Genomic DNA, 13,965 nt, shown 5'->3' on the forward strand with positions numbered 1-13,965 from the left:
TTTGTAATGGTTAGTCCACATTAACGCACGGCCATTAGTGCCGGTAATACAATTCCCATTCGTATACGATTGGCACGACGCTTCCCGACAAGTAGTAAATACGTGCCTTGCTGCCGGTTACTGCCGGAAATACGATCGTTTTCGTATGGTAAAAGTCGCCGATCGTCGTTCCCGAATAAGCGGTCAGCCAGTCGGAGCCGTTCCAATATTCGATGCGGTAGCCTGTCGTGCGATAGCCATATTCGGATATGACAGCTTCGTTAAATGTGGTGGCGGCTCCAAAATCGACTTGCAGCCATGTCCCAGTGTAGCCGGTGCCGGCTGCCGCTTGCCAGTTCGTGACCGGCGACAGATCGAACGCCTTGGATGCCGTCTGGGTCGCATCCAGATTGGAGGAGCTTGCATACGATTTGCCCGTTGCCAGGTTGGAAGCCGAGGGGCGGTTGTACAGCTCGAATTCGTAAATAATCGGCGAACCGGTTCCCGAAGTGAAATATAGGCGCGCTTTGCTGCCGGTGACGGCTGGGAACGTAACCAACTTGTAGGCGTTGTAATCGCCGATCGTTGTTCCCGTATATGCCGTAAGCCAGGAGGAGCCGTTCCAATATTCGATCCGATACCCACTCGTTCGATTGCCGAATTCGTTCAACACGGCCGTATTAAATGTCCGATTATCGCCAAAATCGACGGCCAGCCATTGGCCGCTGAACCCCGAGCCGTCCGATTGCCAGTTCGTCGGCAGCAGTTGGTCGAACGCCTTGTCGGCCGACTGGCTTGCATTCAAATCAGACGAACTGGAAAACGTTTTTGTGTGAGCCAGGTTGATAGGTGATGGGTCGTCGTACACCTCGAACTCGTAAATGATCGGCACTACTGAGCCCGAGGTGAAATAGATACGCACTTTTTGGGCAATTACTTCGGGAAAGGTGATCGTCTTCGGTACTTGGGTCGCACCGATCGAAGTGCCCGTATAGGCGGTTTGCCAAGATGCGCCGTCCCAGTACTCGATGCGATAGCCGGTCGTCCGGCTGCCGTATTCCGTCAGCACCACTTTGTTGAACGGCGTCGCAGCGCCGAAGTCAGCCATCAGCCATTGTCCGTTAAACCCGGAGCCTGCCGCGGCCTGCCAATTGGTAAGAGGAGAACGGTCGAACGCTTTATCCGCCGTTTGGGTAGAATGCAGATTGGACGAGCTGGAATAGCTTACTTTACGGGTTATGTTTTCTAGTGCCGGATAGGTCGCTGCGGTCGTCGTTCCTGCCAGGTCGATTGTCCAGCGGCGAACGGCTTTATCGGATTCGTATGGCTTGAGACCGCTGTAGAGATAGAAGGTTTGCCCGACGGTACCGTTGCTGTTGCCGTTCGTCCCGACGATCGTTACATACTGAAAGCCGGCATTCGGAGCGAGATTGCCGCCGATGTCCTCGGCAACGGTTTGCGACAGGGTCCAATTAATGCCATCCGATGATTCCCACAGCTTGATCCACGTCGGCGACTGCGAGCCGTACCACGCCATGACCGTCGTGGCCAAATAATATTTGCCGGAATAGGTGCTGTAAGCCGCGCTCGTATGGGTAATGCCATTCGCTTGAACGAGCGGGGTGAAGTTGCCGCCGATTCCGGACTCGCTCCACGCGCCGTTGTAATATTTGCTCCAAGACGTTACCGTACCGTTCTTGGCTGCGGCGATCACATCTGATACTTTCGCCCGTGCAACTGCGGCTCCTTGGACGTTGGGCGCGTTCGCATCGGAGTAATAGACGTAGAAATAGCCCTCTTTAATAATATAGGGCGCGCCTTGCACATTGATGAAGTCGGGATTGCCATAAGGAACGACGATATCGCCCAAATACGTGAACGTGTTGCCAAAGTCCGTCGACCAGGCAAGGCCGATCTTACCTTTATCGGTGCTTGCTCCGGCATGCTCGACGTGGACGAAAGCGAGAAGCCCGTTCGGGTCCTGGTAAGCGCTCACGAGCCATGGCATGCCTTGAATGGCGCTCGGATTGGTGAACAGTTGGGCGCGTGTTTTCTCCCACTCCAGCGTGCCGCACGGCGCATCCAGCGTACCGGAGAATAGCTGGAACGTGTCGCCGGAGTTTTCCGAATGAATAAAGTACCGGCTTGCCCCGACGGTGTAAGTGATGAGCGGCGCGTCCAACTGATTCATACTCATGGCGGCAAGCTCCGACGATTGACAAACGGTGACAGGGTCCGAATGAGAAGCGGCGAGTGCCTTGGCGCCCCCTTCCAGGAGCAGGAAGAATAAGAATGCATAAAGCAGGCCAATTTTTTTCACGGGTACGACATCTCCTCTTGGCAAGCCGGTGAGAGCGCTATTCTTTTACACTACCTAGCACGATCCCGGACATAAAATACTTTTGCAGGAACGGATACACGCATAAAATCGGCAAGGTTGCCATGAAAATTTGCGCGGCTTTCACGGTTCGATCCGAAATTTCGCCTAGCAATTTCGCCTGCACAGGGTCGATGTTGGCGAACGTCGAAGTGTTCATTTTTACAACCACGGTTTGCAAATAGCTTTGCAACGGATATTGCGTGGGCGAGTTCATCAGCACGATCCCGTCAAACCAGGAGTTCCAGTGACCTACGACGGTAAACAGCGTAACGGTAGCCAATACCGGGGTCGAGAGAGGAACAAAGATACGTCCTAACGTCGTCCAGTGACTCGCTCCGTCTACGAACGCCGCTTCCTCCAACGCCTTGGGCAAGCCGCGGAAAAAATTCAGCAGCAGCAAGCAATTGAACACCTGTACCGCTCCAGGGAGCACCAATGCCCATATGGAATCCAAAATACCCGTCATTTTAATCGTCATATACCAAGGGATTAATCCGCCGTTAAAGAGAATCGTGAAGACGAAAACCCAGGCATACAACGTGCGTCCCGGGAAAGCTCTCTCTTCCTTGGAAAGCGGATAGGCAGCCAGAACCGAGACGATCATGCTTAACGCGGTTCCCAGCAGCACGCGTTCGAGCGAAATACCTAATGCCGTAAAAAATTCGTGCCGTAAAAAAACGAACTTATAGGAAGAGAGGGTGAAATCGACCGGCCACAGCTTGACCAACCCCGCGGCGGCAGCCGTCTTGTTGCTAAGAGACAGCGACAGCACGTTCAGGAAAGGAAAGAGCGCCAGCACGGACAATAGCGTCAGAAAGCTATAGTTAAATAGGTTAAATACAATCCCAGAGGTCGTCTTTTTTCCAACCATATCCGTTACACTTCTCTCTAAAATATTCGATAGCCCGCTAGACGGTATGCCAGGACATACGAGACGGTAATGAACACGCACGAGATGACGGATTTGAACAAGCCGACAGCGGTTGCCACGCCATACTGCGTATCGATCAGACCGATCCGGTATATGAACGTATCCAAGATGTCTCCCGAGCTATAAACCTGCGGACTGTATAAATTGAAGATTTGGTCAAATCCTGCATTGAGCACGTTGCCGAGACTGAGGGTAGCAAGCAAAATAATAACCGGCAGCATAGACGGAAGCGTAATGCTCAGCGTTTGTTTCCAGCGGTTCGCCCCGTCGATCACGGCAGCTTCGTACAGGGACGGATTGGCGTTCGTGACCGCTGCCAGAAACACGATCGTGTTAAAGCCAGCTTCCTTCCATAAATCGGTGAAGACGACCGTGAACCGAAACCAGCCCGGGTCTCCCAGGAAAAACACCGGTTTGAATCCGAAAGTACGTAAAATATCATTGACGATACCTTGAGACGGCGACAAAATATCGATCAAGATGCCGCCCAGCAACACCCAGGATAAAAAGTAAGGCAAGTAAATGACCGTCTGCACGGTTCTTTTGAACAGCTTCAGGCGAACTTCATTCAACAGCAGCGCCAGGACGATTGGCACCAGTAAGTTCAGCACGATTTTGAAAAGCGCAATGATTACCGTATTCTCCAGCACCTGCTTCGTGTCCGGCAAATTCCACACATATTTAAAGTTATCCAGTCCAATGAAAGGCGAATGGAACATGCCTTTGGAAGGCATAAACTTCTGGAATGCGATGACGATTCCTGTAATCGGTCCATATCCGTATATGAGCAGCAGCGTCAGAGCGGGCAATAGCATCAAGTGCAGCGGCAGGAGCCTTTTCCATCGATGTGAGAGCATTGGACTCCCTCCAAATTCCATTAGTCGGTTAGGCGGAAGATGCGGAAGCGTCGGACTCCCGCACCTCCCGCTCCATCCATTTATTTGTTCGCGGCGTACCATTCATTTACTTCTTGCGTAATCGCATCGCCGCCAAGCTTCTTCCAATCGGAGACGAACTGGTCGAATGAATCGACGGAAGCGGCCCCCATCACGATCTTCGTGAACGTTTCCAACTGCATCTTTTCCAGCGTCGACTGCTTGTCGATCATCGTGTCCGTCTTGGAACCGTAAAATTTATCCGACTGCCCGAGTTTGTTATTCAAGTAATAGTCGAGGACGCTCAGCCCCGAGTTTTGCGGGCCAGACCAGAGCGCGGTCGCATACTGGGTCTTATCGCCGTCTTTGGTGAATTTCGTGTAATTGTCGTAGTTGTCTTTCACCTGCAAGTTTTTCAGCGCGTTCTGATCGTTGTTTTCGACTACCGCTTTGACTCCGCGGTAAATGTTGATGTTCTGCTCGGGATCGGTCGCGAACACGGGAGCGAACTTCCAGCGGACGTAACCGTTCGGATTGGGTACGGGTTGATGGAACGACAGGTCGATGCCGCCCGTGTCCCACCCGTATTCTTTGTCCGCATAATAATTCGCGAGCTTAACGATCGCTTCCGGATGCTTGGCACCTTTTTTGAATACAAAATAGTTTGGTGCGCCAGCGCCGAGGCCGATGGACGGTATAGCCGGCTTGTCGTCCGCCGATACGATCGGGTACGGCTTCCAGACGGCGTTCGGATCTTGTTTGTAGGCATCCGGCAGCGGCCAGAAGGCGTTCCAGTGCGCGCCGTAGAACATGCCGATTTTACCTGCGACGATAGACTCGTTTACTTTGCCTGCATCCTTCACCCCGAACTCGGGATCGATCTGCCCCGCCTTAAACATCTCTTGCAGCTTGGCGAGAGCGGTCTTCATTTCCGGCTGAACTCCGCCGTAGACTAGCTTGCCGCTGCCGTCCTCAACCCACTGATTTTTATAAGCATGATACCCTTCTAAGAAGCCGGTCACATCGTGCAACGCTCCGTTATACAGATCCTTGCCGACCCCAAGACCAAAGGTATCCTTCTTGTTGTTGCCGTCCGGGTCTCGATTCGTGAACGCTTCGGAGATGGCCAGAATATCACCCATCGTCTTCGGCTCCGGCAGCTGCAGCTTATCCAGCCAATCTTTCCGGATCCAAATCATGGGCGCATCGTCGATGCCGGCGGTCGTTTGCGGGAGTGCCAGCACTTTGCCGTCGAAGGTGGCCGTTTTCAAAGCCAATCCGCCGTTGGACGCCAGAAATTTCTTGTACAGCGGAGACGCGTATTTCTCGATAACGTCGGTCAGATCTTCCGCCATATTGTTATCTACCAACTGCTTCAATTGCTTGGCGTTAACCGGGATAATGTCCGGGATATCGTTCGAAGCAATCGTGATGTTCAGCTTCTGCTCCCCCGCTCCGCCGGGCTCATCGCCGACGACAGACCAATTGAGCTTGATGGCGATGCCTAGATCCTTCAGGATTGCGTCCGTCCAAGTGTTTTTCTCCGGCGTTTCTCCCGGTTCGAACTTATCGGCCGCCGCAAAAATTTTTACGGTCGACAGCGTTAAAGGAGGATCGTACTTCCCGAACGGATCGGGCGATTCTTCTGAAGCGGACGGCGACGCGGTCGACGCCGGGGGCGAAGACGGCGTATCGGACGTTTTGGCATTTTCATTGTTCTTGCTGCAGGCCGTCAACCCTACGAGCATCGATGCGAGAGCTATCAGGAGCAATTTGTGGCCTTTCATTCTGTGTTTCCCCTTTCAATCGACTGATTGGAATCGCTTGCAAATTTGATTATAATGGGCTCGACCTTGATCAAATATAGAACTCTTTTTACGTTTATCGTTTTCTGTTGACGTGGAGGCCAGATCGACAGGAATCAAGCCCTTTATTAGCGAATCAAAACATTTATATCATGTCGAAGCAGGGTGGGAGCCATTATGAAAGCGCTTTTCGATACGATTAAAATTTACCCGAAGCTGATCATCACCTTCCTGATCGTGCTGACGCCGCTGTTCGCGCTCAGCCTCGTCATGAATCTCTACGGCTCGGCCAGCGTCAAGACGGAGATCACCAACTCCATGTTATCGAAGGTTCATTTCTACAATAACACGCTGGAGAACGAATTCACGCGCACGATCAAAATCATGAGGGAGTTTGCCGGTTACGATGACCTGGATTTATTGAGTAACCGCACAGAGATCATGAGTTATTACGAGCAACGAGGAGCAATCCGAAGCCTGCAGAAGGAATTGTCCGTCATCAAAAATTCGAGCAACTATATCCAGGAGGCTAGCGTTCATATTCCCGCAATCGACAGGACGATCTCCGACGACAACTTCGGCGTCATCCGACAAGACGAGTTCGAGGCGCTCAACGTCGTTACCAACATCTTCGAGTCGCCTTTTATCTACTGGCAGAATCGGCTTTTTATCAGCTTGCCGTACCCGATCAAATCGAATCGCCTGACGCCCGATTTTGTCGTCGATATCGAAATCTCGATCCCTTTGCTGAAAAACGCTTTACTGCAATTTACGAGCCAAACGGCCGGCAATACGATGCTGGTCAATTTCGAAGACGGCTGGAGAATCGGCAGCGACGAACCCGAAGGCATTCTGAAAGCCATCGATTCCGTCATTCAAGCGGACGATACCATCGCCGCAGACCTTCATTCCGTGACCGCCGACGGACAGAACTACTTAGTCGCCTTCGAGCAATCGAAAGTTTTAGGGACGACATTGATCATGTATGAACGGGAACGAACCGTACTCGGCCCGCTGCGCCAATATACCGTATGGTTCTGGATGATTTCCGCCCTGACTTTCGTGGTCATTCTGATCGTGTCGTACTCCGTGTACCGCCTCATCCATCAGCCTTTGAAAACCTTGGTACGTGCTTTTCGCAAAGTGGAGCAGGGCAACTTGAACATCGCTTTCGACTATCGGGGCCGCGATGAGTTCAAGTATTTGTACACGCAATTCAACACAATGGTTCAAAGGCTTCAGCAGATGATCAAAGAAGTATCCGAGCAAAACTTTCGCGTTCAGCATGCCGAGCTCAAGCAGTTGCAATCACAGATCAACCCCCATTTCCTGTACAACAGCTTATTTATTTTGTATCGACTGGCCAAAAAGAGCAGGGACGAAAATCAAATCCGATTCACCAAGTACTTGTCCGACTATTTTCAATTTATGACGCGCAACTCCAGCGATAACGTCACCTTGGCCGAAGAAGTGCAGCATGCCAAAAACTATGTGGAAATCCAAAAAATCCGATTCGCCCACCAGATCGAGGTCGTATTCGGAGAGCTGCCGCCAGCTTATGCGGGCTTGATGGTGCCTCGGCTCATTGTGCAACCACTCCTTGAAAATGCGTACAAGTACGGTTTGGAAAAGAAAGAAACCGGCGCGAAACTAACGGTACAATTTGCCGAACAACAGATGAGCTTGCTCATTCGAGTGGAAGATAACGGGGGATACACGGATCAGGCCCTGATCGAAAGCCTTCGGAAAAAGCTGGAAGCCCAAGACGCCGGGTTGGAGACGACGGGTCTCATCAACGTGCACCGACGCCTGCAGTTTCAGTTCGGTTCCCGATACGGTCTTAGGATTGACCAAGGGGAATCCGGGGAGTTCCAAGTGACGATCAGGCTACCGCAAACAACATCAATGTAGCTGGAGAAAGGAAGGTTCCGCTTTATGTACAGATTATTGCTTATCGACAATGAACCGATCATTGTAGATGGATTGTACGACTTATTCCTGGAGCTGGATTCATTGGAGCTCGATGTGCTGAAAGCCTATTCGGCCACGGAGGCGCTCGCCCGACTGTCGGCGCATAAGATCGATATCGTGATCGCCGACATTCAGATGCCCGGCATGAGCGGGCTGGAACTGCAACAACTCATCAAAGAACAGTGGCCCTTCTGCAAGACGATCTTCCTGACAGGGTATAACGATTTTTCCTATGTGCAAACCGCCATGCGTCATGGGGGCTTGGATTATGTGTTAAAGACGGAAGGCGACGAAAGGATTCTCGAGGCGTTCCACAATGCCATCGCCGGCTTGCAGGAGGAATGGGAGAAAGAACAGTTAATGGAAGAAGCCCGGCAAGAGTTGCATCTGGCCAAGCCGCTGCTGCAAAAAGAGTATTTGTTAAGCCTGCTGAGCGGGGAACGTCTGCACAATGAGGGCATTCAGTTTCGATTCGCGGAACTCGGTATCTCCTTAAGCACGGCTCTTCCCGTATTGCTTGTCGTCGGCCGCGTAGATGAATGGCCGGGTGACTATTCCTTTGCAGATCGAGAGTTGCTATTGTTCGCCATTCACAACATTTCTCAAGAATATTTTTCTACCTATTCGATCGCGACCCTGTCGTATGACCGTACCAAGTTCATTTGGCTGATCCAACCGAAAGAAGTCGACGACGGAAACGGGCCCGCGTTCGTTCAACGCATCCACGAAACGCTGGATTCCGTCCAGTCCGCCAGCCGCAGCGTGCTCCATATTCCGGTTTCGTTCGTGACCCACGGCAGCTTCTGTTCATGGAGCGAACTGCCTTCCGTCTTCAACAGGCTGACCCGTTTGCTCGGACGCGGGCTCGGACTGGGCAGAGAAAGTCTCCTAACGGACATTCCTGCATCGGAGAAGCCATCCGCAGCCTTAAAAAGCGCCGGTTCAACCGGAGACAACGCGAACATAGCGAACATCGCGAGCCAAAGAAGAACGATTCCCCTGCTGGAATCTTATTTGGAAGGGGGAGACGCTCGGGAGTTCGCCTCCCTATGCAGCGGGATGCTTCAATCCGCAGCGCACGATCCTTTTCTCTATACGGAGATGTATTACAACATAGCCACGATGATCTTGTCCTATCTGAACCGGGTGGAGGCGACCCAAGATCTGCTGGAACGGCAAGACTTCGACGGGCTGATGAGAATCGACGACCATCCGGATTGGGAAGCGGCTGCGCATTATTTCGAGAACGTCGCCGCGCAACTGTTCGTCAAGCGGCATGACGAACGAGAGGAAAAATCCCATTCGATCATCACCCGCTTGAACCAGTACATCAAAGAGCATTTGCATGACGATCTCTCTCTGACCAAGCTTTCCGATGTAGTGAACCTCAATGCCTCGTATTTGTCCAGGTTGTACAAGCAAACGGCCGGGTACGGACTCGCGGAATACATTGCCGAGAGGAGAGTCGACAAAGCCGCCGCGCTGCTAAGGGAAACCTCTTTGAAAATCCATGAGGTCGCGAGACAAGTGGGGCTGGAGCAAGGTTATTTCATCAAAATGTTCAAGAAATACACGCATACGACCCCGCAGGAATATCGCGAGCTGAAGCTGTACGATTAGCTCCTCCCGTAGCGATCAAAATACGAAGAAGGTGGCACAGGAACAATCCCCCGTGCCACCCTTTTTTATTTAAGAAGCTCGTTTTCGCGCTCGCGGAAATAGGACGCGGTCTGCATCACCATATGATCTAACCTCGCTTTGTCCAGTTTGCCGTACATCGCCGGATAGGGATCCCCGCCGGGACCGAGCGGCTCGGGAGTGACATATCTGCCTTCCCGATTAAAACCGAGCAAGTAAAGCGACATAATGATGGTATCCAAATCGAGCGAGCCCTCGCCTAGCGCGCAGCGGTTACTATCGGCCATATGCAAATTGAGCAATTGATCTCCGGCCGCCAGCAGCGCTTCCCCGATATGGGACTCCTCCGATTGCATATGGTATACATCCGCGTTAATATGCTGTACGCCGGGATGATCGACGGCACGAATATAATTCTGCGCGTCCGCGATCGTGTGCACAAAGCTCACTTCGGCGGAGCGAATCGGCTCGACTGCAGCCTTGACGCCGTATTGCACGAATAAATCCGCAACGAGCTTTAGCGTTTCCACGCTTCTTTCCAGCTCCATGTCATCGTATTTCCCCGGCCGGCCGACTGCTCCGGGTACGACAAGAAGATAAGAGCCTCCCATCCGGGAAGTGAACTCGATTTCCCGTTTCAGGTAGTCTATTGCCGCTTGGCGATCTACGGCGCGATTGCTCGACAAGTCGTTGTCCTTCGAGAACATGCCGCATACGCCAGCCGTCCGGATCCCGTGGCCTTCCAATATAGCGCGCGTTTCATCGACGCGGTAACCAAGGTCGGGACCATAATGATTGCCGTGCAGCTCGATATAGCCGATGCCTGCCTTCTGCAGTCTCTTCGCCGACTCTTCAAGCGACTCCATACCGAAGCCCCAATTGCTCCAAGACAAATTCAGCCTGTTTTTCAATCTCTCGGGATAATTCTTCTTCAGCTCTTGGAATGCCGTTCTAATCTTATCGTTCTTCTGCTCGAATACTTGTTTCGACATAATAGAAAGTCTCCTCTTGAATGGTTTTATCGGGGCATGTCCGGATGGTTGGGTCCAAAATGCTTCAGGAACACCATAGGCTCCCACTTGCTCCGGTTCGTGACGGTAATTCCTTGCCTTGCCGCGCTTTCGCTGACGAAAAATTCGTCCCCGCTCATTTGTCCGAAGCGCAGCATGCCGGCTGCCTCCGCCTCGTGCACCCCGAAGGTACCGTGTCCCTGAATCAGAACGGTTCCGTATGCTGCCGCATCCTTGACGACGACCGTCCGGCCAGGCTGCACCGTCAGCTCTTTCGCTCCGAAATATTCGTTGCCGTAGGTGATCCATTTTTCCGTATGTCGCTCATCGGAATGCCCGCAAGCGATCGGAGGACGGAAATAATTTTTCTTGTAATGCGGATCGACGTTTTTCTCCCAATCCATTAATCCCATAATATAATCGATGTTGCTCTTTTCCTTATCCGGGCAATTTTCCGCCAAAAATTCATACGGGTAAACTTCGCCGGAAACGACGTTCTCGTGTACGGAATTGACGTCGCTGTTCCATTGAGGTTCGTAAGTCAAGTAAGATCCGGGGGCGTGCACAACGCCGGGAGGCGTATACCAGCCGGTGCCAAGCTCTATGCGGTAAGCCCGTGAAAGCTCCGTAATCCGGTTGTCCCCGCTCTCGAATTGCAACAGACGATCGCGCACTTGCTCCATTGTCACATCCGGGTCGTACCCGAAATAAGTAACCGGAAATAAACCCGGATGGTTGTTGAGCTGCGGCGGAAAATAGTAGGCTTCGGGTTTCCCCATCCTTCCGACTAAGTTCGCCGAAGCTTCATCCAGGTGAAGATGGTGGAACAGCGGCGTCTCAAAATCGAAAAACTTGGAATACATGGGCCATGTCCCGTATTTACGATACAACTCGTCTCCGATGATGGCTGCACCCAATTGCTCTATCGCATCGCGAAACAGGAACTTATCGCTGGCATCCTCATTAACGGCTACATAGCTCATCCCTTCATCCGCCTTCGCAAGCGGTCCGTTCATGGCCGGAATGACCGAAGAAAACCACCTTTCCTTGATCGACCCGCGCTGGGCTCCATAAGCATAATAATCATCCGGATGCAGGCGAAGCCGCTTCCCTGCCTGAGCGAAACGACGCGGAACGAAAACCGGAGCCATCCGGAAAACGCCGTCCCCTTTCTCCAAGGTTAATGCGATTTTCTGCTGCATATTCATTCTGTTCTTCGTCCTCCTCTTGATTTCGCTCCTAACAAAACAAGCATAACCCGCTATATACAGCGGGTGAATACTTGTTATTGCTGATCAACCCCGTTTATCTTCACTTTCTTGTTGTCATTGGCTGCTATTGTTTATAATGTGGTTACAACATGGAGAGAGTAGGTCGACCATGGTCCAAATTCCATTCGAACGAAACGACGAGGGCATTTTCCGGCAGGATCGATTTCCTACTCTTCTCTACGCGGGACAAATATCCGAAGAGCCGAACTGGAATTTCCCTAGTCATAAACATGACGACTTCAGCGAGATCATCTATATAAGCGAAGGCGAAGGTCAATTCAAAATCAATGATCACGACTACTTTGCAAGCAAAGACGACATGATCATCTACAATTGCGGAGTTTTGCATGAAGAGCGCTCCAACCCCGCCAACCCTCTCAAAACTTATTTTTGCGGCATAGGAAATCTACAGATTAAAGGGATCGAGGCAGGCAATATCATTCCCCTGAACGCCACCCCTGTCATTTCAACCGGTTCTAATAGCCGGCAGGTGGAAGGGTATGTTTCTACTTTGTTCAGAGAACTCCGGTCGCAAGATTTCGGATTCGAAACGGTGTGCCAGAATATCATGATTTCGTTGCTGGTGTCCGTTCTTCGGATCGTGAACGCGCATGAGCCGCAAAAGTTATTGGTCAGGAACGATTCTCTCGGCTACAGGATTAAACAATATATCGACTTGAATTATTCCCAAGACATCCCTCTTCATGAAATTGCCAACCATCTGTATATTAGCCCCTACTATTTGTCGCACATCTTCAAAGAGGAAATGGGCTACTCGCCCATCCATTACCTGATCCAACGACGAATCGGCGAGGCTAAAACAATGCTGTTGAATACGCAATTGTCCGTGCAGGAAATTGCCGAATTAGTCGGATATTCCAACGCCAACTATTTCAGCACCCTCTTCAAGAAAGCGACGGGAAAATCACCCAGCGAGTTCCGGAAAACGCACTTGTTGAGCTAAACTTCAAACGCCGATGAAAGAAGTGAACTGCGTGAAGCCAAAGTACCAAGTCATCATTGACGATATTAAAAGCGATATCCTGTCGGGAGCGTACAAAACTGGCGATCGAATTCCTACGGAGTCCGCTTTGCAGATCAGCTACGACGTTAGCCGGCAGACGGCGCGAAAGGCGATTCTGGAGTTGTCGAACGAGGGATTTCTAAGAAGCGAAAAGGGATCCGGTACCTACGTCAGCAGTCAATACCGGACTAGGTCGAACGGGCAAGCCGTGAAAAAAACGATCGGCGTCATCACGACCTACATCTCGGATTACATCTTCCCCTCCATTATCCGCGGAATCGAAAGCCGATTAAACGAAGATAACTATTCATTGCTGCTCGCGAGTACGAATAACGATGTTGCGCAAGAAAAAAAAGCGTTGGAGACGATGTTGTCCTACGGCGTGGATGGATTGATTATCGAGCCCACCAGAAGCAACTTATACAATCCTAATATCGCTTACTACCTGACCTTTAAGGAGCAGGATGTTCCGTTCGTGATGATCAATGCCTACTATGAAGAGCTGGATGTTCCTTTCTTCTGTCTTGATGACGTTCAGTCCAGCTATATCGCAACTCGGGAACTGATCTCTAAAGGACATACACGGATTGGCATTATCGCGAAAATGGATGATTTGCAAGGGAAGCTCCGGATGAAGGGATGTATTAAAGCTCTTGGGGAAGCCAAGTTGCGGTTCCATCCCGAGCTTGTGCTTTCTTTCGATACGACGACGAAATCAGATTTGGGTGCCAACTTGGAAAAGTTTCTGACGGACTATCGGGATGGATTGACCGCGCTAGTATGCTATAACGACGAGGTAGGCGTGGAAGTCATGCATGTCTGCAAGAGATTAGGGATCTCGATTCCAGACGAATTATCCATCATTGGACAAGACAATTCGTATATCGCCAAAAACGCCAGTATCCCACTTACGACGCTGACGCACCCCCAAGAACAAATGGGACGCGACGCAGCAGACTGGGTCATTAAAAATTTGCAGGGCAAAAGAGATTTGCCCGCAAATAACTATTACCAGCCCGTATTCATTGAGGGTGACACGGTAAAAGCGATCGAAAGCAATATTTAATAGCGCTAAAGTTAA

10 protein-coding genes are annotated in these 13,965 nt (G+C 51.3%); 4 read left to right on the plus strand and 6 right to left on the minus strand.

Features of this window, described 5'->3' with window-relative positions; all coding sequences use genetic code 11:
- Positions 1 to 34 precede the first annotated feature (34 nt).
- The 4 genes from ACFPOF_RS32885 to ACFPOF_RS32900 all read right to left on the minus strand — a co-directional run bounded on the left by ACFPOF_RS32885 (position 35) and on the right by ACFPOF_RS32900 (position 5,952).
- The gene (locus ACFPOF_RS32885; RefSeq protein WP_378140316.1) at positions 35 to 2,299 is read right to left on the minus strand and encodes a discoidin domain-containing protein; all 2,265 of its coding nucleotides are present in this window, start codon (positions 2,297 to 2,299) and stop codon (positions 35 to 37) included.
- Between the two features lie 37 nt (positions 2,300 to 2,336).
- Positions 2,337 to 3,230 carry a carbohydrate ABC transporter permease gene (locus ACFPOF_RS32890; protein ID WP_378140318.1) on the minus strand — a complete coding sequence of 298 codons (894 nt, stop codon included), beginning with the start codon at positions 3,228 to 3,230 and terminating at the stop codon, positions 2,337 to 2,339.
- A 17-nt stretch (positions 3,231 to 3,247) separates the two neighbouring features.
- The gene (locus ACFPOF_RS32895; RefSeq protein WP_378140320.1) at positions 3,248 to 4,147 is read right to left on the minus strand and encodes an ABC transporter permease; all 900 of its coding nucleotides are present in this window, start codon (positions 4,145 to 4,147) and stop codon (positions 3,248 to 3,250) included.
- 80 nt (positions 4,148 to 4,227) lie between these two features.
- Positions 4,228 to 5,952, minus strand: a complete 1,725-nt coding sequence (locus tag ACFPOF_RS32900) for an extracellular solute-binding protein (RefSeq protein ID WP_378140322.1) — start codon at positions 5,950 to 5,952, stop codon at positions 4,228 to 4,230.
- Between the two features lie 195 nt (positions 5,953 to 6,147).
- On the opposite strand from ACFPOF_RS32900, the gene ACFPOF_RS32905 reads away from it, so the two are divergent.
- Both ACFPOF_RS32905 and ACFPOF_RS32910 read left to right on the plus strand, forming a co-directional pair.
- Positions 6,148 to 7,881 carry a sensor histidine kinase gene (locus ACFPOF_RS32905; protein WP_378140324.1) on the plus strand — a complete coding sequence of 578 codons (1,734 nt, stop codon included), beginning with the start codon at positions 6,148 to 6,150 and terminating at the stop codon, positions 7,879 to 7,881.
- 24 nt (positions 7,882 to 7,905) lie between these two features.
- On the plus strand, positions 7,906 to 9,561 hold the full coding sequence (locus ACFPOF_RS32910; RefSeq protein ID WP_378140326.1) for a response regulator: 1,656 nt from the start codon (positions 7,906 to 7,908) through the stop codon (positions 9,559 to 9,561).
- Between the two features lie 65 nt (positions 9,562 to 9,626).
- Here ACFPOF_RS32910 and ACFPOF_RS32915 read toward each other — a convergent pair whose 3' ends face one another.
- Together ACFPOF_RS32915 and ACFPOF_RS32920 are read right to left on the minus strand one after the other, a co-directional pair.
- Positions 9,627 to 10,571: a sugar phosphate isomerase/epimerase family protein gene (locus ACFPOF_RS32915; protein WP_378140328.1), complete on the minus strand. Its 945-nt coding sequence runs from the start codon at positions 10,569 to 10,571 to the stop codon at positions 9,627 to 9,629.
- Between the two features lie 26 nt (positions 10,572 to 10,597).
- Entirely contained in the window at positions 10,598 to 11,797 is a 1,200-nt protein-coding gene (locus ACFPOF_RS32920) for a hypothetical protein (RefSeq protein WP_378140330.1), read from the minus strand.
- Positions 11,798 to 11,969: 172 nt separating this feature from the next.
- On the opposite strand from ACFPOF_RS32920, the gene ACFPOF_RS32925 reads away from it, so the two are divergent.
- Together ACFPOF_RS32925 and ACFPOF_RS32930 are read left to right on the plus strand one after the other, a co-directional pair.
- Entirely contained in the window at positions 11,970 to 12,824 is an 855-nt protein-coding gene (locus ACFPOF_RS32925; RefSeq protein ID WP_378140332.1) for an AraC family transcriptional regulator, read from the plus strand.
- A gap of 31 nt (positions 12,825 to 12,855) precedes the next feature.
- Complete coding sequence (locus ACFPOF_RS32930) at positions 12,856 to 13,950, plus strand: GntR family transcriptional regulator (protein WP_378140334.1); 1,095 nt, start codon at positions 12,856 to 12,858, stop codon at positions 13,948 to 13,950.
- The last annotated feature ends 15 nt before the right edge of the window (positions 13,951 to 13,965 follow it).

This window comes from Cohnella soli, from assembly GCF_042655525.1.
In the GTDB taxonomy this organism is placed as follows: domain Bacteria; phylum Bacillota; class Bacilli; order Paenibacillales; family Paenibacillaceae; genus Cohnella; species Cohnella soli.

Excerpts from the sequence above, each read along its gene's own strand:
- ACFPOF_RS32920 (WP_378140330.1), bottom strand. The coding sequence starts at position 11,797 with ATGAATATGCAGCAGAAAATCGCATTAACCTTGGAGAAAGGGGACGGC.
- ACFPOF_RS32925 (WP_378140332.1), top strand. The coding sequence starts at position 11,970 with ATGGTCCAAATTCCATTCGAACGAAACGACGAGGGCATTTTCCGGCAG.
- ACFPOF_RS32900 (WP_378140322.1), bottom strand. The coding sequence starts at position 5,952 with ATGAAAGGCCACAAATTGCTCCTGATAGCTCTCGCATCGATGCTCGTA.
- ACFPOF_RS32895 (WP_378140320.1), bottom strand. The coding sequence starts at position 4,147 with ATGCTCTCACATCGATGGAAAAGGCTCCTGCCGCTGCACTTGATGCTA.
- ACFPOF_RS32905 (WP_378140324.1), top strand. The coding sequence starts at position 6,148 with ATGAAAGCGCTTTTCGATACGATTAAAATTTACCCGAAGCTGATCATC.
- ACFPOF_RS32910 (WP_378140326.1), top strand. The coding sequence starts at position 7,906 with ATGTACAGATTATTGCTTATCGACAATGAACCGATCATTGTAGATGGA.
- ACFPOF_RS32890 (WP_378140318.1), bottom strand. The coding sequence starts at position 3,230 with ATGGTTGGAAAAAAGACGACCTCTGGGATTGTATTTAACCTATTTAAC.
- ACFPOF_RS32915 (WP_378140328.1), bottom strand. The coding sequence starts at position 10,571 with ATGTCGAAACAAGTATTCGAGCAGAAGAACGATAAGATTAGAACGGCA.